The organism is Leptolyngbya sp. UWPOB_LEPTO1 (assembly GCF_017302695.1).
Taxonomy (GTDB): Bacteria; Cyanobacteriota; Cyanobacteriia; order Leptolyngbyales; family Leptolyngbyaceae; genus Leptolyngbya; species Leptolyngbya boryana.
In genome coordinates, this window is record NZ_JAFLCJ010000001.1 from 516,890 (window position 1) to 540,812 (window position 23,923).

The following is a 23,923-nucleotide window of genomic DNA, read 5'->3' on the forward strand; positions in this document are numbered from 1 at the left end:
CTTTCAACGATCAATCCAAAATGGCAGTTCAATCTGTCCTGATTCGCGATCAACAAATTGTACTTCTAAGTAGCCCCTTGTTTCAGAGAATGTAAGTAGATGTCCGATGAATTCCCGGCGGCACTGCTCGATCAAGCCAAAGCACATCAATCACTTGACCCTCAAGCTCTGAAAGTGTGTCATGTGATTGCTTGTATTAATCAAAACATTGGTGGACCTGCTCTCTCAGTCACCAATCTGACCGAAGCTCTGAGCCAAACCACAATCGAGCCGCATCTCTGGACCCTCCACTATCCTGAGCATGGTTCACAACTCCAACCTTTTGGAGTTCAGTTTCATAGTTATCCAGCCACCTTTCTCACAAGACATGGTCGAGGATTTCATCCGATCGCCGATCGTGCCTTGCATAAATTAGCCGCACAAGACCTCAACCTGATTCACAATCATGGGGTGTGGATGTTTCCTAACCGCTACGCCCGTCAAGCTGCTCAGCGTTATGATCTACCGCTCGTAATTTCGCCACGGGGAATGTTAGAGCCTTGGGCGCTTCAGTGGAGTGGACTGCGAAAACGAGTCGCATGGTGGCTCTATGAGCGAGAAAACTTAGAGCGAGCCACCCTGTTTCATGCCACATCTGAGATGGAAGTGCAAGCGATTCGACAACTAGGATTTCAACAACCGATCGCATTAATCCCCAACGGCGTATCGATTCCAAATCTCGAACAGATTCCAACGAAAGCTGTACTCACCACACAGTTTCCAACCTTAGCAAACAAACGCTGGCTCCTCTTTCTCTCGCGACTGCATCCGAAAAAGGGACTTGATCGACTCCTTCAGGTTTGGCATCAGTTGGAAGCACAATTTCCAGAGTGGCAACTCGTGATTGCAGGTCCAGATTTGATTGGCTATCAAGCGGAACTGATTGCGCTCACTACAAAGCTAAATCTTCAGTCCCGCGTTACGTTTACAGGAATGTTGTCAGGTGATCAAAAAGCAGCCGCATTAGGCAATTCAGAATTATTTGTACTACCTTCTCACTCTGAGAATTTTGGCATTGCAGTGGCAGAAGCCTTGTCCTACGCCGTTCCAGTGATCACAACCCACGGTACACCTTGGCAAGACTTGCACCGCGCTAACTGTGGGTGGTGGATTGAAAATCAGACTGAGCCATTAACTCAGGCATTAACTGAAGGAATGCAACTTTCCGATTCAGACCGTCGCTCGATGGGACTCAACGGACGGGCATTAGTCACAAAAAACTATGCCTGGAGTTCGATCGCTCAAACCATGTCCGCCGTCTACCGCTGGATCATGCAGGGTGGAATTCCTGTGGAAAGTATTCGATTCGATTAACCAAGATCAAAAAGCAACCTGGGTGTTTTTATGAAAATTGCGATCGCGATGGGTCCTTGGTTTCCCGTTCCCGCTATTCAAGGCGGAGCTGTTCCTCGATTTTGGCAAGGGTTAGCCGAGCAATTTGCCGCTTCTGGGCATCAAGTGACGATGCTTTGTCGGAGTCATCCTGAACAGCCCGATTATGAAGTCATCAATAGGGTTCAATATGTGCGACGGGGTGGATTTCCTCAGAGTCCGAACATCTGGCTAGATCTCGTCAAAGATTTGGTCTATGCGATTACCACAACGCCAATGTTGCCTCGAACAGATGTGTTGGTGATCAACGATTTTTGGCTCCCTGCTTTTGCTCAATTCCATCCTTTAGTAGATAAGGTCGTTGTTAATGTCGCTCGTTTTCCTAAAGGGCAATTTCGACTCTATCAGTATGTGGATCAGTTTGCAGTCGTATCGCGTCCGATCCAAACCGCCGTTGCTAGGCAATATCCTGCTATTACGGATCGAATGCGGGTGATTCCGAATGCGATCGACACTTCTGTTTTCTACCCTTCAATTTCCTCGATCGAACGTTCCGAAAAGGTCCTGCTTTATGTCGGTAGACTTCACCCAGAGAAGGGAATTCACTTGCTTATTGATGCATTTGCCAAGTTTTCCAAGCGATTTCCCGATGTCAAGCTAAAAATTATCGGTCCTGCACAAGGCAATCAAGGCGGTGGTGGAGAGAACTACTTAGCCACACTCAAACAGAAAGCGATCGGACTCAAAATCAAATTTGTCGGTCCGATCTTCGACCCCCATCAACTTTCAGAGACCTATCGAGCCGCAGATTTATTTTGCTATCCTTCACTTGCTGAGAAAGGTGAGTCTTTCGGTGTTGCGCCCCTAGAAGCGATGGCATGTGGATTAGTCCCGATCGTCTCCAACTTAGCTTGTTTTCAGGACTTTATTGAACACAAGCACACAGGCTATATCTTTGATCACCAAAGTTCTCAGCCTGCCGATCAATTAGCGCTAACTTTAGAGACCGCGTTCTCGAATTGGTCGAGCACCTGCAAAATTGCTAGAGACGCAGCACAAAAGGCAGCGCAATATAGCTACGAGAAAATCGCGCAACAGTATCTCGCCGAGTTCGAGCAATTGCTGAGAACTTGATGAGAAAACGGCTTTGTTGCATGAATAACAAACTTGACGATTCCGGAATTGAAGAAGACTGAGATTAAGAGCGTATTTCTAAACTAAAGATCACGCCAATCGGAGTGCTTCTTCACCAGTGAGCTTCTTCGAGAGCCAAAAACTCAGCATGGTTTTTTGCTACAACATCACCAGGTAGATAGTAAACCCAATACACCAAGAGGTAAGCAATCAGATTCCGGGTGCAGCGCACACCGACAACTGTTCTTCATCCTCGACGCTGCACCGCTTGGAGAAACTCAATCGTGCCGAACTCCGTGTCAGCTAGTACAATCACAGGCGCATCTAGAGCTAAAGCCGTTGGCACAGTTGCGAGTAACTTACATGCCAATTGAGCGAGACTGGTCTGACCCTTGCCGCGCCAAACCCGAACACTCCACGGAATGCGCCAATCGCCCAGATTGAGATACAACACCACCAGATGCAACCCTCGCTTGCTGTTGAGCATTCGCACCCAAGGGTCAGGCATCTCTGGGTTCTCGATCAGCGTACTCAGATGCAAGAACTTGCCGCACTTCATCTAAGGTCGTCATGTAAACGATTCGCGATCGCTCCAGCATCCTCTTGCCCCAACAGATGAAATATTCTTTGCTCGCGATGAAATTTGCTACGCAGATCAAATCTTTGGTGTGAAATAGGCAGAAGCCTGATGCAGACATCCAATACTGCTTGGGACACATTCGATTTTTCTGCGGAATATACTGAACTGTTGCGATCGTCCGCCTTTATAAAATCACCCCTGAAATGCGAAAAGTCTGTTATTTGGCTGGTATCTTAACAAAACTCAGGATAAATTATCGGGTAACGTCACGATTCATTTAGGAGCGAACGTCATATGTGCGGAATTGTCGGCTACATCGGGACACAAGAAGCCAGTGGAATTCTGCTGGAAGGGCTTCGCAAATTAGAATATCGCGGCTACGATTCTGCCGGAATCGCAACGATTTTAGAGGGCGAAATTCACTGTGTACGGGCAAAAGGGAAACTGCACAATCTTGAAGAAAAATTAGCAGGCGAAACCAATCCCGCTCGTACCGGAATCGCGCATACACGCTGGGCAACTCACGGGAAACCCGAAGAATATAACGCCCATCCACACATGGATATGCAACAGCGGATTGCGGTGATTCAAAATGGCATTATCGAAAATTATCGCGAATTGCGCGAAGAACTAAAAGCACGCGGCTGTGAGTTTCGCTCGGAAACAGATACCGAAGTCGTGCCGCACCTCATCGCAGAAGAATTGAGTAAAGCGGAAAAATCTGCCGAATTTCCCTTGCTCGAAGCCGTTCGATCAGTTGTGAATAAGCTGCAAGGAGCCTTTGCGATCGCAGTGATTTGCGCCGATTATCCCGATGAAATTATCGTCGCCCGTCAACAGGCTCCCGTCGTTCTCGGCTTTGGGCAAGGTGAATTCTACTGTGCGTCTGATACGCCTGCATTAATTCCCTACACCCGTGCCGTGTTGAATCTGGAGAACGGGGAATTAGCAAGAATGACACCGATCGGGGTGGAAATTTACAGCTTTGAAGGACAACGCTTGAAGAAGAAACCCCGCACCCTGGATGTCAATCCCGTCATGGTGGAGAAGCAAGGCTTCAAACACTACATGCTGAAAGAAATTTACGAACAGCCTGGTGTAGTTCGCGCCTGTTTAGAGGCTTACTTTGACACAGAATGGAGTGCGGCGAAAGCTTCTTCTCCAACGAAGATTGGACTTTCGGATGCTGTGTTGGATGATTTACAACAAGTTCAGATCATTGCTTGTGGAACCAGTTGGCACGCAGGCTTAGTCGGAAAATACTTGCTCGAACAATTAGCAGGCATTCCCACCTCAGTACACTATGCGTCTGAGTACCGCTATTCGGCATCGCCGTTAACTAAAAATACGTTGACGATCGGGGTGACTCAATCCGGCGAAACGGCTGATACCTTAGCAGCGTTAGCAATGGAACAAGAACGTCGATCGACGTTAAGTTCAGGCTTTGAGGCGAGACTCTTGGGGATTACAAATCGTCCTGAAAGCTCACTGGGTCATCTCGTTCCCAATATCATTGAGACTCATGCAGGGATTGAGATTGGCGTAGCTGCTACAAAGACTTTTGTAGCACAAGTCATGGCATTTTATAGTTTGGCGATCGATCTGACGTACCGCCGCCAAGCAAGATCATCTGAAGCTTTAGAACAGTTGCTTGACGGATTGCGGCAGCTCCCTGCTCAGATTGAATTGATTCTAGAAAGCCAAGAGCGCTATATCGAAGAACTAGCGCATGATTTCGCAGAAACACAGGATTTCATTTTCCTCGGACGAGGCATCAATTTCCCGATCGCGTTAGAAGGGGCGCTGAAATTGAAAGAGATCAGCTACATTCACGCAGAAGGCTATCCAGCGGGTGAGATGAAACATGGACCGATCGCATTATTAGATGCTAAGGTTCCGGTTGTCACGATCGCAATGCCAGGAACTGTGTTTGAGAAAGTGTTGTCGAATGCTCAAGAAGCACGGGCGCGGGATGCTCGCTTGATTGGTGTTACCCCAATGGATGAGCAGGAAGCAGCAGATACATTTGACACACTGATTCCAGTGCCTCATGTCGATGAGATCCTATCGCCGATCTTAACGGTGATTCCGTTGCAGTTATTGGCGTATCACATTGCAGCACGACGCGGTTTAGATGTGGATCAGCCCCGAAATTTAGCGAAAAGTGTCACTGTAGAGTAAAGCATACTCCTAGTAGCTTGTATTGTTTGACTGAAAAAAGTCAAATCGTCATTCAACGGCTACTAGGAGACTATATGACTAATCCTGGATATATTTCGTACTATCCAGGATTTTTTATAGCATGTTGGATAGTACGTGACAAGTCAATCAATTTTATCTTTCGGATCTTCGCGCCTTGCTAATTGACTCCGAGTAACTTATGAGTCTGCAATCCCATTCGCCATTTTGGCTGCTGCTTTACGTATTCAAAAATTAAACTTGTGCTTTCTTGACTGCTCCATTCGGGTTGCAGGTAACGCATTGCTCGATCGCTGACTTGCTGAGATTGCTGTTCTGCCCATTCAAAATCTGCTGCCTGAGTAATCACAACTTTCAACTCATCCACATGAGCATAAACGCTCTCATGCGGCGGCTTAAATTGCTTCGGTGAAAGCGTCACCCAATCAAACGTCCCGCTGAATGGATGTGCGCCAGAGGTTTCGAGATGGAGCCTTAATCCCTCGTCTTTTAATGCTTTGGTTAATTCAGTTAAGTCGTGCATTAAAGGTTCGCCTCCGGTAATCACGACGATCGCGCTTTTCACCTCGATCGCCAGGTTCACGAGTTCTTGAATGGATTGACGGGGATGTCGTTTTGCGACCCAAGATTCTTTCGTGTCACAGAACCAGCAACCAACATCACAACCGCCTAATCGAATAAACAACGCACTGGTTCCTGTCCAAGCGCCCTCTCCTTGGACAGAGTGAAACGTCTCCACAATCGGTAAAGTCTGTGCTTCTGTGCTAATCATCTTCGTACTCTGCCCAAGAATTTGGGGTTTCTGATACTGCAACTTTGAGCTTAATTTCAGATGGAAGGTCTTTCTTGGTTTTGTCGTAAATGTATTTGGCGATCATTTCAGCCGTCGTTTCGTATCCTTCTGGCAAAACTTCATTTAATACACAATGATCCAAGCCACCTTTGAGCACATCTTTTTTCGCCCATTTTAAGGTTCTAAAGTCAGCCACCATGACCGGATGGGGACAGAATTCAGAGGCATGAAGTTGAGATGCGATCGCGCTAATTCTCACCGTGTAAGTATGTCCATGCATACGCCCACAGGGTCCGTCATAATCCCGAATCCAATGTGCGGCATTGAACGTAAATTCTGTAGTGACTGTCCATTTCGGCATACGCCCCTCGCAAAAAACGCTAGAAGTTCTAGCGTAAATCACACAGGGCTTTTTTTGGGGTAGATTTATTCACAATTGTGAGATTGTGTCAGTATCATATGCAGCTTTTTCATAAAAAAGGAGTCTCATTGTTGAGACTCCGGGCTGCGTGAAAAGTGAACACCTGAAGTGAATCGTCTAGCACTCGTTCAGCGAAGTTAAAACGAGCGACCTAGACAAGCTGATTGCGTTCTGCTTCAAGCAGAGAGAGGAGATTGTAATCGCCATTTTGACGTGCAACTTCGATGCGGTGCTGCAAATTGCGTTGCAAGTTCGCGTGGTGGGTTGCAGCCAAGTTGGCGATCGTATTCAATCTAGAGGTCACTGGTCGATCCCCCGATGCGCCAACCCAGTATCGCACGCCGCGATAAATTAACTCATGCGGACGGCGCGCTTCGGCAGGTTGGGCAGGTTGAGTCGGATCCATTTGGTAGCGATTGCCGCGATAGGTCAATGTAATCGGCTCGCGAGAACTAAAAACGCGATCGACCGGATTGGTTCGCGGTTGGGTTGGGTCGTATTCGTATTCAACACCACGGTAAATCAGTCTCATAACCGCCTCGAAAAGTAAGAATGAAGTGAGTTTGAGGCGCGTTCCTTCAGGAGAACTCCTTACTTCCGTCTCTAGTTACCAGAGATGAACGTTTATGTTTGTATTATACACTACGGTTTTCAGGTTTCCGCAAGAGGATTGTAATATTCTGTCAATAGTTAGAGCGCGATCTGCGTGGGGATCATTACGCTACTAAGTGATGTGATCCATAGAAGTTATGCAGATTCAAACGCCGGATTGGGTGAAGCACGCAATTTTTTATCAGATTTTTCCCGATCGCTTTTCCCGGGCGACTCAGCCGTATAAGAAACTCCTCAAGCAGATGCCCTGGGAAGACTGGGATGCGACCCCAACACTGCAAGGTTACAAAGGGGGAGACTTATGGGGCGTAATGGAACGGTTGGATTACATTCAAGACTTGGGCGTGAATGCGATTTACTTTACGCCGATCTTTCAGTCTGCTAGTAATCATCGCTATCATACGCACGATTACTATCGGGTTGACCCGATGCTCGGTGGCAATGAGGCGTTTCGCGATTTACTAGATGCAGCGCACGATCGCGATATTAAAGTCGTGCTAGATGGTGTGTTTAATCACTCCAGTCGCGGCTTCTTCTTTTTTCATGACGTTCTAGAAAATGGGAGCAATTCTCCCTGGCTCGATTGGTTCAAGATTCACGAATTTCCGCTGCATCCTTACACGGGCGAGTTTCCGGCAAACTATGAAGGATGGGCAGGAAATCGGGCGCTGCCTGTGTTTAATCATGACAATCCAGCCGTGCGCGAATACATCATGGAGATTGCTGAATATTGGATCGAATTCGGGATTGATGGTTGGCGTTTAGATGTCCCCTTCGAGGTTAAGGCTCCCGGATTTTGGCAGGAGTTTCGCGATCGCGTCAAAGCGATTAATCCAGAAGCTTACATTGTTGGTGAAGTGTGGGGTGATTCGCGCGAATGGCTCGATGGAACTCAGTTTGATGGCGTGATGAATTACTTGTTTGCAGGTCCAACGATCGCATTTGCAGCAGGTGATCGCGTTGTTTTAGAGCAAGTTCAAGATCGCGATTATCACCCGTATCCGCCTCTATTCGCAGGTGAGTACGCTCAGAAAATGCAGAGCTTACTCGAACTTTATCCCTGGGAAATTCAGCTTACGCAACTCAATTTACTCGCCAGCCATGACACTGCACGATTACTCACTATTGCAGGAGGTGATCATGCGAGTGTTGAACTTTGTACACTCTTACTGATGACCTTTCCGGGCGCACCTAGTATTTACTATGGGGATGAAGTTGGCTTACCGGGTGGCATTGATCCAGATTCTCGTCGGGGGTTTCCAACTGAGGAAAATTGGAACTTAGATATTGATAAAGTCCATCGTCAATTGATTGCAATTCGTCATGCCTATCCAGCCTTGAGAACCGGAACTTATCAAGTGCTTCATGCCGAGGGAACGACTTATGTGTTTGAGCGATCGCTGGAGGATCAAACCGTGATCATTGCAGTGAATGTTGGCACAGTTCCCGTGAAAGTTGCCCTCCCTAAAATTGAGAAAGTTCTATATGGAGAACTCACCCTTGGGGAACAGGTAGAATTGCGCGATCGCGCAGGCTACATTCTGCTAGCATCCTCATCCCGATAGATCACCGAAGCTTTCTTTTGAAAGATGCCTCAGCGGTGGGACAGGACTAGGATAGTTCCAGATTTAATATTCTAGGAGTTATTCATATGCCAACAGGAAGCGAACGGACTCAAGCCAATCCGCAAATCGATGCAGAAGATAAACAGCTTGAGCAGGTGAATACGGTCAGTAGCGGTGAAGATCAAGCCTCACTTGCTGAACCGAAATCAACTGCGGATAAGATGGCAGCAGGGCGAGATGATGTTGATGAGCAAAACGAAAGCTTGCCCTCTGAAGTAACCGATAAGTTACTGGACGGTGCTGATCAAGTCTTTATGGCAGCGTTCAAGAACTCTCAAAGTGATGGTTTGAGCCGTGAGGCTGCGATGCAGGTAGCTTGGAACAGTGTCAAGCAAGGTTTTGAGAAAGGTGAAGATGGAAGCTGGCATCGCAAAGGTCATCCCGATGACAATGTTTACAGCGCAGGTGTTGAAGGTAGCGCAAGCTAGTCTACGGATTGTAAATTGATGCTAGAAAATTGCCCAACGATCGAGTCTAACCGTTGGGCAATTTTTTTGGCTTGAATGATTCAATCACCCAATATCGCATTCGACTTCAACTGAAATGGCAGAACTTGGTAACGACAAGGGCTGATTGAAATACACCATTGTTGTTGTCTGATTCACCTCAAATCCGATGCGCTTATAAAATTCCTGCTGATTCGTCGTCATCAGATAAAGCCGTTCTACGTTCGACACCTGCGGATGGCTCAGCACCGTCTGGACTAATTTTCGTCCCAATCCTGCGCCTTGATAGTCCGGATGTACGACCACATCCCAAATCGTAGCGCGATAAATTCCGTCCGAAGTCGCCCTGGCAAATCCAATCAACCGATCGCCATCCCAAGCCGAAATCACCGGGTCGCTATGCTTAATGGCGATCGCTAAATCTTCGACTTTGCGATCGCGCGCCCAAAATGCACTAAGTTGAAATAATTCTTGAAGTTGTTGGAGATCGATCTGAGTTTTGCGATCGCAAAACTGAACCTGACTGCAATCCATCCTGATGTCCTAAATTCTGAGTTGAAACTTTGTTGTATCGGAATTGGCAAAAAGTAACAGTCACAAATTTGTCACTTTAAAAACTATTCTGTGAAAGGTGAGTACTCAGAAACAATTTAATCTTGTTTTAAGTCACCCTTTCATCGGACTCAATGCAGTAAAGGTCTTCGCATGTCAAATTCACCTAAGCGCCGTCGGATTCGCAGACGATCTCCTGTGATTTTAATCGGAATTCTGTTGATTTGGAGTCTGATTTTAGGATGGGGTTTTTCTCAAGCAATGGAATCCCCCCCTGTCTCCAATGCGCCAGCCGAGATTGGCACAGTCGATGCTGTGACTGGCAATCTTAAACTCGCACAAGACGCTTATTTACAAAATTGCGCCACCTGTCATATCGGCATTCCACCTGCGATTTTCCCGACTCAAACCTGGCGCGACTTGCTGCAAGATTCCCAGCATTACGGCGCGACGCTGACTCCGCTTGTCGATCCAACGCGATCGCTCGTCTGGCGCTATCTGAGAACCTTCTCGCGTCAAGTCGTCGAAGGCGAACGCATTCCCTACCGCGTCAACGAATCTAAAGCCTTCAAAATCCTTCACCCCAAAGTCGAGCTTCCGAAACCGCTCAATCTTTCAACCTGTATTACCTGCCATCCTGGAACAAATCAATATAATTTCCGCAAGCTCAGCGCTGACTGGGAGAACGCTCCGTAAGGATTGAACCATACTCTCACTGTAGTAAAAAAGTAATAGTCGGCGTTCTCCGGAAAGTTCTGCATGAAAGTCTCCGTCTCTTTACCTGACGATTTGATTGCTGATATCGATCAGCATGTAGAAGATCGAAGCCAACTCATTGAATCCCTTCTGCAACACTGGCGCAGGGAACAGGAACAGCAAGCCTTAGTCGAAGCCTCTCTTGCACTGGATGAACTAAAGGGGAACTGGGAGGAGGAATGGCAACAAGCAGCCATTACCGATTGGGAAGCATCTGGTGGTTTGTAACGTTTGAATCTTCGGTTGGAACAGAAATTCAAAAATCCCTGTTCTGGCAAGTCAAGCCAGAACAGATGCAGCAAGTTCAACGTATTCTCGCTGCTTATCTAGATTTGCAGTCGATCGAGTGAATTGAATTACAATACCTACTGGTTCGGCTTTCCCCCGATCCCCTTGCCCGTTCAGGTTTCGTTCTGGGTGATAGGATTGGAATACCTTTGATTAAAATCGATACGGAAACGTTAAAATGCGTCTCTTGTCTCGATACGAACCCATACCCACATTCAGCGATCTCTGATTTTCCCCCGTCATGTTTAAATCTATTCTGGGCGATCCCAATGCGCGTAAGCTCAAAAAATATAAGCCACTCGTTAATGACATCAAGCTTTTGGAAGAGGAGATTGAGCCACTTTCAGATGAAGAACTGAGAGGCAAGACTGCTGAATTTAGAGCGCGACTCGCCAAGGCAAGAAATCTCGACGAGGAGAAGCAGATTCTCGACGATATTCTGCCAGAAGCCTTTGCAGTCGTGCGGGAAGCTGGAAAGCGCGTTTTGGGGATGCGGCACTTCGATGTGCAGTTAATCGGCGGCATGGTGCTGCATGATGGACAAATCGCAGAAATGAAAACGGGTGAAGGAAAAACTCTAGTTTCGACGCTGCCAGCTTACCTGAATGCACTCTCTGGTAAAGGCGTTCATGTCGTCACGGTGAACGATTACCTGGCAAAACGAGACGCGGAATGGATGGGGCAGGTGCACCGCTTTTTGGGCTTGAGCGTGGGTCTGATTCAGCAAAACATGGCTCCGGCGGAACGTCAGAAAAACTACGCCTGCGATGTCACCTACGCCACCAACAGCGAATTGGGCTTCGATTACTTGCGCGATAACATGGCAACTTCGATGGAAGAAGTTGTACAGCGCCCCTTTAACTTCTGCGTGATTGACGAAGTGGACTCGGTGCTGATCGATGAAGCTCGGACTCCGCTGATCATCTCTGGTCAGGTTGAACGTCCGACTGAGAAATATTTGCAGGCGGCAGATGTCGCGCGATCGCTCAAACGCGATGATCATTACGAAGTTGATGAGAAACAGCGCAACATTCTTCTCACCGATGAAGGCTTTATCGAAGCAGAAAAACTGCTCGGTGTATCGGATCTCTTTGATCCGAATGATCCTTGGGCGCACTACGTTTTTAATGCGATTAAAGCAAAAGAACTGTTTATCAATGATGTGAACTACATCGTCCGTAGCGGCGAGATCGTGATCGTCGATGAATTTACAGGTCGCGTCATGCCGGGTCGCCGTTGGAGTGATGGCTTGCACCAAGCGATCGAAGCAAAAGAAGGCGTGGACATCCAAAACGAAACGCAAACACTCGCGACGATCACCTATCAAAACTTCTTCCTGCTGTATCCGAAACTTGCAGGCATGACCGGAACGGCGAAGACCGAAGAAGCTGAACTTGAGAAGATTTACAAGCTAGAAGTCACCCAAATTCCAACCAACCGGGAACGCCGTCGGGTGGATTTATCAGATGTGGTGTACAAAACCGAAGCCGGGGATTTAACCGTCTTTACGCGCGAAGCCGCCGAGAAATCTGAGCAAGGTCGCCCCGTCTTGATTTGGGTGATGAACTTGGAAGCGTTGAGTAATTTGTCTCAACTGCTCGATAAACAGGGTCTTGCCCATAATCTTTGCCCAGGATTACCCCAAAGCCAAGAGCAAGCCAAAGAAATTCTGCGGCAGGCAAAACATCCCGGCATGATCACCGTGACGAATAGCTACGAAGTTTACCGGATGATTCGCCAAGGGGTGCCAGAAGGTGAAAACGGGCTGTTTGTTTTGGGCATTACCGGAAAGTGGAGCGCGATCGCACTCGAATGTGATGAGATGCACCGCACAGGTCGTCCGGTTCTGGTTGGAACGACCAGCGTTGAGAAATCTGAATTGCTCTCTCAACTGCTGCAAGAGTTGAATGTGCCCCATAACTTGCTGAACGCGAAACCTGAGAACGTCGAGCGAGAATCAGAAATCATTGCTCAAGCAGGTCGCAAGGGCAAAGTGACAATCGCGACCAACATGGCAGGACGCGGAACAGACATTATTCTGGGTGGAAACTCAGACTATATGGCACGTCTGAAGATTCGTGAGTACTTCATGCCGCGCATTGTTGAGCCTGAAGATGACGAAGATTTTTCGGGCATGGGTTTTGCCCAAGATCAGCGCGGTGGCGGTCAAGGATTTGGGCTGGCAACCAAGATCAAAACTTGGAAAGCCAAATCGGATATCTATCCGGTCGAACTTTCGGCAGAGACAGAGCAAGCTCTCAAAGATGCGGTACATGTTGCAGTTCAGCAATATGGTGAGCGCAGTTTGCCGGAACTCGAAGCAGAAGATAAGATTGCAACGGCGGCGGAAAAAGCTCCGACGACTGATCTGGTAATTCAAAAGCTGCGAGAAGTCTACAAGCTGATTCGCTCCGAGTACGATGCCTTTACCGATCGCGAACACGAAGAAGTGGTTCAACTCGGGGGGCTGCATGTCATCGGGACAGAACGTCATGAATCGCGCCGGATTGACAACCAGTTGCGAGGACGGGCAGGACGGCAAGGTGACCCGGGTTCGACCAAGTTCTTCCTAAGTTTGCAAGATAACTTGCTGCGGATTTTTGGCGGCGATCGCGTTGCAGGCATGATGAATGCTTTCCGCGTGGAAGAAGATATGCCGATCGAGTCGAAGATGCTTACGCGATCGCTCGAAGGTGCGCAGAAGAAAGTCGAGACTTACTACTACGACATTCGGAAGCAAGTCTTTGAGTATGACGAAGTGATGAACAATCAGCGTCGTGCTATCTACGCTGAACGCCGTCGGGTTCTTGAAGGGCAAGACCTGAAAGAGAAAGTGATTGAATATGCTGAACGTACAATGGATGACATTGTGGAAGCCTATATCAATCCAGAGCTACCGCCGGAAGAATGGGAGCTAGACAAGCTTGTCAGCAAGGTGCAAGAGTTTGTTTACTTGCTTCAGGACATGCAGCCAGAAGATTTGGCAGACATGACCTTGAGCGAAATGAAGGCATTCTTACATGAGCAGGCACGAATTGCTTATGACTTGAAAGAGGCAGAAGTAGATTCGGTGCAGCCTGGATTGATGCGTCAGGCAGAGCGGTTCTTTATTCTGAATCGAATTGATACCCTCTGGCGTGAACACCTCCAAGCAATGGATGGCTTGCGTGAGTCGGTCGGATTGCGAGGATACGGTCAGAAAGACCCGTTGATCGAGTACAAGAGCGAAGGATATGAGCTGTTCTTGGAAATGATGATCAACATTCGTCGAGATGTAGTTTACTCATTGTTCCAATTCCAGCCTCAGCAACCTCAGCCTCAAGTTGAAGTTGAAGTCGTTTAGTTGAATTGAAAACTGAAGTATCCCAGGTACACCATTCGAGCGTACCTGGGATTTTTTGTAGCCTAACTTGGGGAAGATGGGGGAGTAGGGGAATGGGGGAGTAGGGCACTAGAAGAGAATGGGGAGGGATTCAAATCCTTTGAAAACAAGGCTGGTGTGGCGAGGAATTGCTTGTCGATCGACATCAAATCGTAGATTTGGCATTCGTTTCAGCAATGTTGTAAAGCAAATTGCTAGCTCCATTCGGGCGAGTACGGCTCCAAGACAGTAGTGAACTCCGGGGCCAAATCCTAAATGTTCGTTAGGAGTGCGGGCAATGTCAAACTGATCAGGATGAGTAAATTTAGCTGGATCATGGTTTGCTGCTCCCAATCCTAAAGCAACAACACTTCCTGCTGGAATCGTCGTGTCGGAAATGACTATCTCCTCTTTTGCAATGCGAAATACAAACGGTGCCGGGGAATCGTAGCGAATCATTTCTTCTACAGCAGACTGCATCAATTCTGGGTGAGCAATGAGCTTTTGCAGTTGCTCTGGATGGGTGAGCAAAGCGGCTACTCCATTGGGGATTAAATCAGTCGTGGTGAGATGTCCAGCATTGAGAATCAGGATACAAAGTGAAGGCAATTCTGCAAAGTCTAATCCTTGAGCTTCATAAGCGATCGTGAGCAAACTGATGAGGTCGGTTCCTGGCTGGCGACGACGTTCTTCAATTAAATGTTGAATCAGATTGGTAAATTGAATTGCAGCAGCATCCGCCTTTCGCGCCAATTTCTCGATATTTTGACCACTAGGAGCACCCCATAAGGTTCCGATATCGGCTGCCCACTGGATCAAATTTGCGCGATCGCATTCTGGCACACCAAAGATTTCAGCAATAATCAGTGCAGGTAAAGGTACTGAAAGGTCGTCCACAATATCCATGTAACCTTGGGTTTGAACTTGATCCAGTAAACGATCGGTCGTTTGCTGAATGATGCTTCTCCAACTTTCTAAAGCACGAGTAGTAAAGCCTTGATTCGCGAGTTTTCGCATACGGCTATGCTCTGGCGGATCTTTCTCGATCATCATATTGCCGATCAACTGCAAGAAATTCTGAATTAAGCGAATGTCGAGATCGCCGATTTGATGAATGAACAGAGAACGACGATCGGCACTCAATCGTTCATCTTTGAGAGCTGCTTCTACATCTTGATAGCGAGTTAAGATCCAGTAGCCTAGCGATTCTGAGTAGTAGACTGGATCGCTTTCCCGCATTTGCTTGTAAAGTTCGTAGGGATTGGCAAGCGCTTCGGGTGAAAAGAGGTCGTAAGCTGGAGATTTCGTATTCGTCAACATATTGAGTTGTCCTCTATCGGATTGCTCTGTTGATCCTGATTACGCCTGATCCTCATAGTTGGATCTGTGAAGTAAAAAAATTAAGTTCAATGAAGGTCACTTGCCTGATAAAAGCATCTGTACCAACTGGTAGCAATTTGGCGATCGCAAATTTAAAGTCATTCAAACAGATCCAACTCACTTCATGCTGCGTAATTAGAGGAGATTCAACATTTACTCAATTCCTCATGTCTAATTCCACTACAGTTTCACCTCAAATGGTTCAGACGATTGTTCAGCAGTATTTTGCAGCGAGTCGTTCTCCTCATAAAGCAGATTCAATGGCAGATTGTTTTGCTGAAACTTGCATTCATCAAGATCCCGCTGAAGCACCGATTTTGAAAAGCCGTGACGAAGTTCGTCAATTTCTTCAAGCGATCGTCGATCTGTTCCTGTCTGTCGAATTGACCGAAGAGTTTGTTTCAATCAATGGTCAAGCAGCAGCCGTTAAGTGGAAAGGTCACGGTATTAGTAAAAATGGGGCTGAGGTTCACTTTGAAGGCATTGATGTGTTTGAAATTAATGCCGATGGCATGATTCAGACCCTAAAAGCCTACTGGAATCCATCTACAATGTTGGCTCAACTCCAGGAGAAACAATAATGCCATCTGCTTACCGACGGTTAGGCGCACTGGAACAACTGCTATGGTTGCGCGATCGCGTGATTCCATTCCATTTTGCTATAACGGCTCAAGTTCGAGGAACCATTGATTCTGCTGCTCTCACCTATGCGCTGGAGCAATTACAGCAGCGTCATCCCTTACTGCGCGTCAAAATTTCATTAGAGCAGAATACTACACCCCATTTTGTCGAACACTCGAACGCGATTCCCTATCGAATGATTGCGCGATCGGGAGAAACACACTGGCAAACAGAAGCAGCGAGAGAACTGACAGAGCCTTTTGATTGGGCAGAAGCGCCACTGATTCGGATTGTGTGGTTGTATTCTCCAGAAATTTCCGACCTGATCGTTGTCTGTCACCATGCGATCGCGGATGGAATGACCACGGTAAAACTGATTGAGGAAATTCTGTCCCTACTAGCGTGTCCTCAGCAAGCCGTCCTCAATCATTCTGTTCCACCTTCTTTAGAATCGTTATTACCTGATCACCAACCGATTTCTAACGTTCAGGAAGTTCTAGCAACTGGAATGGTCTACTGGCAACAGTTCTGGCAGAGCATGAAACCCAGACAGAATGATAGTTTGTCTAGAAATTCTTCACTCCAAGTCAGTGCAGGACAGTTCTCTCCGGAAATAACAACTCAATTGATCCAATACTGTCGTCAGGAAGCAACAACTGTTCATGCTGCAATTTGTGCTGCCTGGTTATTGACGATTGCACAGCATTGCGATTCTAAACAACTGCTTCATTGTTTATCTCCAATTAATCTCCGTCCCTATTTTGCTAACCTGCCAGAGTGTGGATTGTATATCTCTTCTGGTCGGACGGCGTACACGATTACTCACCAAACTCAATTCTGGCAACTTGTACGATCGCTGAATTTGGATTTGATGCAGCAAGCGAAGAATGTACAGCAATCTGTACAACAACTCGTGCAGCAACACACAGCCCTGATCTGTGCTAATCCTAGCCCTGAATTTGTGAATCACTTGTTTAGAAAACAGTACGCATCTGATGTGATGGTGACAAATCTAGGACGCTTATCAATTCCTCAGCAGTATGGCAATCTATTTTTGAGCGCGATTTATGGGCCGATCGTCTTGTCAGGATTTGAGCAAGAACGAGTCTGTGGAGTCGCAACGCTCAACGATCGCTTGTTTTTTACGATCGTGCATCACACATCCGAAGCAATGCTTGTAAAACAGGCGATGCAGCTTCTAGAAACTGTGATTTTACACCCAGACACAGCGCGATTCACTGTGGAAAGCTTAAGGATAGAAAATGGTCATCTCACACAAACTGCTCACGCTTTGAAACATTAACTCCAAAAACACGATGGCAGAATATCAATTTGTGACTCGCTGGCTCATTGCTGCACCCATCGAACAGGTTTGGGAAGAGATTCTCAACACTAAATCCTGGCATCTTTGGTGGGATGCAGTTGACTCTGTTGTTGATCTCGAAGCAGGAGATTCAAATGGAGTGGGAACCGTTCAGCGATTTGTCTGGAAAACACCGCTCTCTTATACACTGACCTTTAATACTCGTGTGATTCGACTCGAAGCTCCGATCGTAATGGAAGCGATCGCGATCGGAGATGTAGAAGGACGCGGATTATGGGAACTTACAACGCTCGATCGCGGCACAGAAATCTACTACACTTGGACAGTTCGCACGACAAAACGCTGGATGAATGCTCTCGCAGTCATTGCTCGTCCCCTGCTGGAGTGGAACCACAACATCATCATGCAGCAAGGTGGGAAAGGATTGGCACAACGGCTTCAAACAGAATTGCTAGCTTCGGAAAACGTAGAACCGTCGAAATTGTTCTCGAAAGCTGAGGGGCTGAAATATTGAGACTTGAAAAGATTTCTTCTAGCTGAGCAAGAAGATCAGTATACTTGCCAAATATAATTCCGATAAGAAAATTGGGATGAAGCCTTCTTCTGCGGTAGATGATGTGGCGTTGCTGACCCAGATTGCTCAGCGCGATCAAACCGCCTTGTCCCTACTTTACGATCGCTATGCCCGAATCATTTATGGGCTAGCGTTCAAAAGCTTGCGTTCAGCCGAAGAAAGTGAAGAAGCGGTGCTAGATGTGTTCGCGCAAGTGTGGCGCATCGCGGAGCGCTATGATGTCCAAAAAGGAAAAGCTGATACTTGGCTATTTACGCTTGCACGCAGCCGCATTCTCGATCGACTTCGCAAACTGAAACGATCGAACTCCACCGCAGTCGTATCAATCGAAGCCGTAGAGATCCAACCGAAGGCAGATTGCGTAGATCTATTTGAGGAGGCATCAATAAAAGAGCGACGTAGCCAAGTCATAATCGCCTTGCAAACCTTACCGAAAGAGCAACGACTTGTTCTTGAGCTTGCTTACTACCAGGGATTATCCCAAGGTGAAATTGCGGCTCACACTGGATTAGCATTGGGAACTGTAAAAACGAGAATTCGGTTAGGATTAAGCAAGTTAAAGTCTGCTCTGGGTTCAAGCGAATACTTGTAAGCGTAAATGGACGACGAAAGGCGATCGAGAACATGGACACCGAAAACTACTGCTTTTGTGAACTAGCTCCCCTCTACGTTTTAGATCTACTAGGTGAGCAGGAAAGAGCGTGGGTCGAGCAGCAGATTGCCGAATGTCCTGATTTAGCAGAAGAACTGTTAAGTTACGAATCTGCTGCTACTGCACTGCCTTATAGTACTCCAGTCTTACCAATGTCAGACAAGCTGAAAGATCGCTTATTCGATCGCCTTGGTCTAGACTCTCCACCATTAGAGACTATCCCTGTTCCACAATCTACGCCTTCTGCGCCTCATCTCGCAATTCGTGCTCAGGAATTAGACTGGCAACCTCATCCTACTCCAGGTGTGATGATTGCGATCGTGCATCGAGATGAAGCAACGCGCGAACTCGTTGGCTTTTTGAAGGCAGAACCGGGGGTTTGCTATCCTTGGCATCGCCATGCCGCGACCGAAGAAATCTTTATGATGGAAGGCGATCTGGTGATTGGCAATGAAGTCTACGGAGCGGGCGATTACATTCGCTCTCAACCCGGATCCAGTCATGCGCCTTTTACAAATGGCGGATGTCGCTTCTTCTTTCACACCTCGATCGATGACGAATATCCTGTTACCGTCTAGCACGATCGAGGTGTGACAAAAGCAATCAGCTTGCGATCGCGCTGACGTTGTTCACAACTCCGCTCCACTGATCGAGATCAGCAAAAGCGCGATCGCGATATTGTCCATACCGCTCTTGCTTGTTGCGAATCTTCTTGGGTAGCTCCGGTAAGATACCAAAGTTGGGTGGCATTGGCTGGAAATGCTTGGGAGAAGCAGAACTAATAAAATCAAACAACGCTCCCATCATGGTCGTTACAGGTAAGGCTAAAGGAGCTAGCCCTAAAGCAATTCGAGCGGCATTAGTTCCAGCGAGCCAACCGCCTGCACAAGCGGCAGTATAGCCTTCGGTTCCACTGATTTGTCCGGCTGCGAGTAACGTCGATCGCGATTTAAACTGCAACGTTGGCAATAGCAATTCTGGTGAATTGATAAACGTATTGCGGTGCATTACACCCATGCGAACAAACTCGGCATTCTCTAAGCCAGGAATCAGCTTAAAGACTCGCTTTTGTTCGCCCCATTTCAGATTGGTCTGAAACCCGACCATGTTCCAGAGTTGCCCCGCTTTATCTTCTTGCCGCAGTTGCACCACTGCATACGGGCGTTTTTCTCGATTTTCGGGATCTCGAAAGTCACCTAATCGCGCATCGAACAATCCCACAGGTTTCAATGGGCCGTAGCGCATCGTATCTTCACCTCGACGCGCCATTTCCTCGATCGGTAAACATGCCTCAAAAAACTTCGCCGTTTCGCGCTCAAAATCTTTCAATTCTGCCTGTTCTGCCTGACAAAGTTCCTGCCAAAAATGCAGATATTGCTCTTTACTCATCGGACAGTTTAGATAAGCAGCTTCGCCGCGATCGTAGCGCGATGCCAAAAATGCCGTTTCAAAATCGATCGATTCACCCACCACGATCGGACTAGCTGCATCGAAGAAACTCATGTACGCCATGCCTGTGAATTGGCGCAAATCTTCAGCTAGTGCATCGGTTGTTAAAGGTCCGGTCGTCAGTACCACGATTCCGTCTTTGGGAATCTCCGTAATTTCCTCACGCCGCAATTCGATCAGCGGATGAGCCGAGAGCGTTTCAGTCAAATCCTGGCTAAAAATTCCGCGATCGACCGCTAACGCTCCACCTGCCGGAACTTGATGAGCATCGGCTTTCTGAATGACGATCGACCCCAATCTCCGTAATTCTTCGTGTAAGAGTCCCGAAGCGCGATCGGTTGCCTGCGCTCCAAAGGAATTGCTGCACACCAATTCTGCCAAATACTCAGAATGATGAGCCGGACTTTGGCGCGTTGGACGCATTTCGTGCAGCACAACAGGAACGCCTGCTTGAGCAATTTGCCAAGCAGCTTCTGTGCCTGCTAAGCCACCGCCGATAACGTGAATTGGAGAGTGTTCAGTCATATGAAAAAAGTGCGCGTCAACAGTCCTTTTCTAGGATAAGCCTTTCGGCTAAAACTCAGGAGGTTTAAATATTCGATAAGCAGCGTTGCGATCCGTAAACAATATAAAACTTCATTGAAGCTTTATATTCAAGTCTGTAAAGACTGTCGCATCTCCGTGAAAATACGAATACCCGTACTGATTTAAGCCGATCGAAAAGAAAAAACGAATTTTCGAGGGTTTGAGCCATTTTCACTCTATATTTCATTCTTCAGAGTGATGAATAATGCCGGAACTATCTGAAAACGTGGTCAGATACGTCCGTATTTTTCAAATCCACCTGTGAAGAACTAATAAATTATCCGTAATAACACTGGCTTCTTATGGGGAAGTCCCCTAAAGTATGTACAGAAACCGAAACAGATTATCTCTACTCAGAGCCGTTTAGGTCAGGTTGCTCTACCTTTATTCAAGATTTTCAAGGGATTCAACGTGCTGAAGTCTCCACAACACTAAAACCTAATATCAGCCAAGTTGAAATAGCAGCGGGAGTATTTTTACGGAAATGTTGCTGTCTTTATCATTGTGAAGCGATCGCGCTTAAAATTCAGAAGGTGAATGCTGGTTGGAATTTTATGCGATCGTCTCCTTCTCGTTTCCCACCTCGTCGAAATCTCTGGTTTGAGAGAGCGATGGCAGGGTTGGCACTTGTAAATTTGGGACTTGTTGCCTTTGACTTTGCGTATATTCCTTGGCGGGATTTCTGGTTTCGCAACTTTCCAGCCGTCACCCGCCTCTATGATCCGATAAAGGGAATCGAGCCGCATCGCGATACGGAAGCCTATCTAAGTACGGTAGACACTTTAGAGCAAGAACTTCAACAGTTTGGATTAGAAAGTGTGCAGGTACAAACTCGATTGCAAGATTTGCGCGATCGCAGTTCAGAACTTGTGAGCACGAATCCTTTTGCCGTTGCGAATAAAAGCGGCACGCTTGAACGAATCAAGAATCGTATGCGAGAGCATGTGTTTGGTCAGCGTCGAGGAGAATCGGCAAAGCAAGCGTTTGCAACATTCTGGAGTCAGGAAAATTTAGCACAGCGAGGCGTAGCCACAGAACAGAAGTTTTTCAATCAAGAGATTCGTCCTTTAATCGCTGTGAACTACTATCGACCCATTGGAGAGAATGGCGAATTTGTTGATTGGTTTTGGCTCATTGATGCACCATTCGTTGGAATTTTCGCTTTAGAATTCATTGCTCGAACGTTCTATCTCAGCCGTCGCTATCAAAGTTTGTCTTGGTTAGATGCAATGCTATGGCGATGGTATGACATCTTTTTGCTGTTGCCTTTTCTCAGATGGTTACGGGTGATCCCGACTGTGGTTCGGTTGGATCAGTCCGGGATGGTTAACCTTGCGCGGGTGCGGACTCAAGCAAGTCAAGGCTTTGTCGCGAACATTTCTGAAGATATGGCAGAAGTCGTTGTCATACAGGTTATCGATCGCTTTCAAGATGCGATCGCGCGCGGTGAGATTTCACGCTGGCTGATTCAATCTGTGAATCGTCCTTACATTGATCTCAATCAGCGCGATGAGGTTCAAGAGCTTGCAACGCATTTAGTCAAAACGACCGTCTACAATGTTTTGCCAAAGATCAAGCCTGAGCTAGAAGCAGTGCTGAGACATAATGTTGATATGATTCTCAGCCAGTCGCCTGCTTATCAAGGCTTGAAAGCAATGCCATTAGTAGGGGATCTACCGCGTCAGATCAATGAGAGACTCGTAGCAGAGGTCACAAGCGGGGTTTATGATGCGATCGTGCTGGCACTAGAAGATAAAAAAGGTGGTGAATTGATCAGTCAACTCGTGAAAAGTTTTGGTCAAAATCTAGCAACAGAATTACAAGATCAGCGATCGCTGCAAGAGCTTCAGTCTTTAGCAACAGATTTACTCGAAGAGATCAAAGTCAATTATGTGCGGCGATTGAGTGAGGAAGATGTAGAGAGCATTCTAGAGGAAACTCGGCAAATTAGACAGATTCGCTGAGAGGTAAAGACAGGAAGCGCTAGTAAATCTGACGGAGAGACGGGAAGAATCCAAACTCAGATTGCTCCCTGTCCCCACTCCGAACTGTGCAATTAAGATTGACCCGATGGATCAGCGGCATTGACGAGTTCAGGTTGCTTCTCAAGCGGCGGGCGCTGAATCGATTGATGTAGCCCAGGGCGCTGCTCTCGCTGCATTGTGGGAAGCTGAACAAAGCGACCGGATTGAATCGAATCATAGAGCGCTTGAATGATCCGAATATCAATCAACCCTTCTTGACCTGAAGGTTCTGGCTCTTTGTTCTGTAAGATGCAATCTGAGAAGTAAACAAACTCAGCTGCAAGCTGATCGTGACCTTCAAACGTTTGAGTTTGGATTTCGTTGTCGATCGTTAAAATATGCTTCATCTCACCTTGCCCTGAATAACCTGGGTCAATTCGCAAATCGCCTTTTGTCCCGACCACTTGATAACTCGAAGTTTTTGCTGCACCAAAGCTGACCGTAAACGAAGCGAGTTGATCGTCTGGGAAACGCAAAATTGCACTCGACATCTCTGCAACATCTCGAAAACGAGGTTCGTCTTTACTAGCTGCTGTTGCAAAAACCTCGATCGGATCTGCCTGAAAGAGATAGCGAGCCGCATTGATACAGTAGATGCCAATATCATCTAGCGTGCCGCCACCAACTGCTTTCTGAACGCGAATATTTCCCGCATTTACTTGCTGAGTAAACACAGAGTTAAAGATGCGTGGTTCGCCAATTTGCCCAGACTTGAGAATTTCGACTGCCTGCATATTCGCTTCTTCGAGATGCAGACGGTAAGCAATCATCAGCTTGACTTGATTGCGATCGCACGCATCAATCATTTGTTGACACTCGTCTTCTGTCACTGCCATCGGCTTCTCACAAAGGACGTGGATGCCTGCATTTGCAGCACGCACCGTATACTCACAGTGCAGATGATTGGGCAATGCGATATAGACGGCATCCACTTCACCACTGTTTAGGCAGTCTTCGTACTGATCATAAGCATAGGTATGCTGAACTCCATATTGTTTAGCAATTTCTTCTCGCTTTGTTGGGTCGTCTGAAACCAAAGCTACGAGTTCAGAATTTTCAGCATGAGCAAAAGCGGGAAGTGCGGAAGCTTGAGCAAACCAACCCAAGCCGACAACAGCATAGCGAATCTTCCTTTGAGTAACTTGATTGGGAGTCATAATGTTAGGAGAAACGGGA

The 23,923-nt window shown here is 47.2% G+C and carries 23 protein-coding genes and 1 riboswitch; of the genes, 14 read left to right on the forward strand and 9 right to left on the reverse strand.

Going from position 1 to position 23,923, the window contains the following annotated elements; all coding sequences use genetic code 11:
• Positions 1–99: 99 nt before the first annotated feature.
• On the forward strand, positions 100–1,353 hold the full coding sequence (locus J0L70_RS02245) for a glycosyltransferase (protein ID WP_287452921.1): 1,254 nt from the start codon (positions 100–102) through the stop codon (positions 1,351–1,353).
• 30 nt (positions 1,354–1,383) lie between these two features.
• Positions 1,384–2,505, forward strand: coding sequence for a glycosyltransferase family 4 protein (locus tag J0L70_RS02250; protein WP_287452923.1), 1,122 nt, complete (start codon positions 1,384–1,386; stop codon positions 2,503–2,505).
• A 247-nt stretch (positions 2,506–2,752) separates the two neighbouring features.
• Here the strand turns inward: J0L70_RS02250 and J0L70_RS02255 are convergent, their stop codons facing one another.
• Both J0L70_RS02255 and J0L70_RS02260 read right to left on the reverse strand, forming a co-directional pair.
• Positions 2,753–3,013: a hypothetical protein gene (locus J0L70_RS02255; protein WP_287452924.1), complete on the reverse strand. Its 261-nt coding sequence runs from the start codon at positions 3,011–3,013 to the stop codon at positions 2,753–2,755.
• Positions 3,006–3,224, reverse strand: coding sequence for a hypothetical protein (locus J0L70_RS02260; RefSeq protein ID WP_287452926.1), 219 nt, complete (start codon positions 3,222–3,224; stop codon positions 3,006–3,008). The genes J0L70_RS02255 and J0L70_RS02260 overlap by 8 nt, the downstream gene beginning before the upstream one ends.
• Positions 3,225–3,379: 155 nt before the next feature.
• Between J0L70_RS02260 and glmS the strand changes: the two genes are divergently transcribed.
• Positions 3,380–5,266 (forward strand): glutamine--fructose-6-phosphate transaminase (isomerizing), encoded by a 1,887-nt coding sequence (glmS, locus tag J0L70_RS02265; protein ID WP_017290355.1) that lies wholly within the window; start codon positions 3,380–3,382, stop codon positions 5,264–5,266.
• Between the two features lie 178 nt (positions 5,267–5,444).
• Here glmS and J0L70_RS02270 read toward each other — a convergent pair whose 3' ends face one another.
• From J0L70_RS02270 to pirA, 3 genes are all read right to left on the reverse strand, one after another.
• The gene (locus J0L70_RS02270; RefSeq protein ID WP_287452927.1) at positions 5,445–6,056 is read right to left on the reverse strand and encodes a 7-carboxy-7-deazaguanine synthase QueE; all 612 of its coding nucleotides are present in this window, start codon (positions 6,054–6,056) and stop codon (positions 5,445–5,447) included.
• Positions 6,049–6,438: a 6-pyruvoyl trahydropterin synthase family protein gene (locus J0L70_RS02275; protein WP_287452928.1), complete on the reverse strand. Its 390-nt coding sequence runs from the start codon at positions 6,436–6,438 to the stop codon at positions 6,049–6,051. Before J0L70_RS02275 ends, J0L70_RS02270 begins: the two co-directional genes overlap by 8 nt.
• A gap of 211 nt (positions 6,439–6,649) precedes the next feature.
• On the reverse strand, positions 6,650–7,030 hold the full coding sequence (gene pirA, locus J0L70_RS02280) for an arginine synthesis PII-interacting regulator PirA (protein WP_017290352.1): 381 nt from the start codon (positions 7,028–7,030) through the stop codon (positions 6,650–6,652).
• Positions 7,031–7,065: 35 nt separating this feature from the next.
• Positions 7,066–7,123: riboswitch (Glutamine riboswitch) on the reverse strand.
• Between the two features lie 124 nt (positions 7,124–7,247).
• On the opposite strand from pirA, the gene J0L70_RS02285 reads away from it, so the two are divergent.
• Positions 7,248–8,675, forward strand: coding sequence for a glycoside hydrolase family 13 protein (locus tag J0L70_RS02285; RefSeq protein WP_287452929.1), 1,428 nt, complete (start codon positions 7,248–7,250; stop codon positions 8,673–8,675).
• Between the two features lie 86 nt (positions 8,676–8,761).
• A complete protein-coding gene (locus tag J0L70_RS02290; RefSeq protein ID WP_017290350.1) occupies positions 8,762–9,163 on the forward strand; it encodes a ChaB family protein in 402 nt (133 codons plus the stop codon).
• Between the two features lie 84 nt (positions 9,164–9,247).
• Here the strand turns inward: J0L70_RS02290 and J0L70_RS02295 are convergent, their stop codons facing one another.
• Positions 9,248–9,715: a GNAT family N-acetyltransferase gene (locus J0L70_RS02295; protein ID WP_017290349.1), complete on the reverse strand. Its 468-nt coding sequence runs from the start codon at positions 9,713–9,715 to the stop codon at positions 9,248–9,250.
• Positions 9,716–9,886: 171 nt separating this feature from the next.
• On the opposite strand from J0L70_RS02295, the gene J0L70_RS02300 reads away from it, so the two are divergent.
• From J0L70_RS02300 to secA, 3 genes are all read left to right on the forward strand, one after another.
• On the forward strand, positions 9,887–10,429 hold the full coding sequence (locus J0L70_RS02300; protein ID WP_268180788.1) for a diheme cytochrome C: 543 nt from the start codon (positions 9,887–9,889) through the stop codon (positions 10,427–10,429).
• Positions 10,430–10,668: 239 nt separating this feature from the next.
• Complete coding sequence (locus J0L70_RS02305; protein ID WP_287452930.1) at positions 10,669–10,839, forward strand: hypothetical protein; 171 nt, start codon at positions 10,669–10,671, stop codon at positions 10,837–10,839.
• A 179-nt stretch (positions 10,840–11,018) separates the two neighbouring features.
• Complete coding sequence (gene secA / locus J0L70_RS02310) at positions 11,019–14,120, forward strand: preprotein translocase subunit SecA (protein WP_017290347.1); 3,102 nt, start codon at positions 11,019–11,021, stop codon at positions 14,118–14,120.
• Positions 14,121–14,228: 108 nt separating this feature from the next.
• On the opposite strand, the gene J0L70_RS02315 is transcribed toward secA, so the two are convergent.
• Complete coding sequence (locus J0L70_RS02315) at positions 14,229–15,458, reverse strand: cytochrome P450 (RefSeq protein ID WP_287452931.1); 1,230 nt, start codon at positions 15,456–15,458, stop codon at positions 14,229–14,231.
• 227 nt (positions 15,459–15,685) lie between these two features.
• On the opposite strand from J0L70_RS02315, the gene J0L70_RS02320 reads away from it, so the two are divergent.
• The 5 genes from J0L70_RS02320 to J0L70_RS02340 all read left to right on the forward strand — a co-directional run bounded on the left by J0L70_RS02320 (position 15,686) and on the right by J0L70_RS02340 (position 19,267).
• Positions 15,686–16,099 (forward strand): nuclear transport factor 2 family protein, encoded by a 414-nt coding sequence (locus J0L70_RS02320; protein ID WP_287452932.1) that lies wholly within the window; start codon positions 15,686–15,688, stop codon positions 16,097–16,099.
• Positions 16,099–17,442 (forward strand): condensation domain-containing protein, encoded by a 1,344-nt coding sequence (locus J0L70_RS02325; protein ID WP_287452933.1) that lies wholly within the window; start codon positions 16,099–16,101, stop codon positions 17,440–17,442. Before J0L70_RS02320 ends, J0L70_RS02325 begins: the two co-directional genes overlap by 1 nt.
• A gap of 13 nt (positions 17,443–17,455) precedes the next feature.
• A complete protein-coding gene (locus J0L70_RS02330) occupies positions 17,456–17,977 on the forward strand; it encodes an SRPBCC family protein (protein WP_287452934.1) in 522 nt (173 codons plus the stop codon).
• A gap of 76 nt (positions 17,978–18,053) precedes the next feature.
• On the forward strand, positions 18,054–18,629 hold the full coding sequence (locus tag J0L70_RS02335) for a sigma-70 family RNA polymerase sigma factor (protein WP_268180800.1): 576 nt from the start codon (positions 18,054–18,056) through the stop codon (positions 18,627–18,629).
• A gap of 32 nt (positions 18,630–18,661) precedes the next feature.
• Positions 18,662–19,267 carry a cupin domain-containing protein gene (locus J0L70_RS02340; protein ID WP_268180802.1) on the forward strand — a complete coding sequence of 202 codons (606 nt, stop codon included), beginning with the start codon at positions 18,662–18,664 and terminating at the stop codon, positions 19,265–19,267.
• Positions 19,268–19,292: 25 nt separating this feature from the next.
• On the opposite strand, the gene trmFO is transcribed toward J0L70_RS02340, so the two are convergent.
• Positions 19,293–20,663: an FADH(2)-oxidizing methylenetetrahydrofolate--tRNA-(uracil(54)-C(5))-methyltransferase TrmFO gene (gene trmFO / locus J0L70_RS02345; protein WP_287452935.1), complete on the reverse strand. Its 1,371-nt coding sequence runs from the start codon at positions 20,661–20,663 to the stop codon at positions 19,293–19,295.
• A 362-nt stretch (positions 20,664–21,025) separates the two neighbouring features.
• Here trmFO and J0L70_RS02350 point away from each other — a divergent pair, with 362 nt between their 5' ends.
• Positions 21,026–22,687, forward strand: a complete 1,662-nt coding sequence (locus J0L70_RS02350) for a hypothetical protein (RefSeq protein WP_287452936.1) — start codon at positions 21,026–21,028, stop codon at positions 22,685–22,687.
• Between the two features lie 92 nt (positions 22,688–22,779).
• On the opposite strand, the gene J0L70_RS02355 is transcribed toward J0L70_RS02350, so the two are convergent.
• On the reverse strand, positions 22,780–23,904 hold the full coding sequence (locus J0L70_RS02355; RefSeq protein ID WP_287452937.1) for a Gfo/Idh/MocA family protein: 1,125 nt from the start codon (positions 23,902–23,904) through the stop codon (positions 22,780–22,782).
• Between the last annotated feature and the right edge of the window lie 19 nt (positions 23,905–23,923).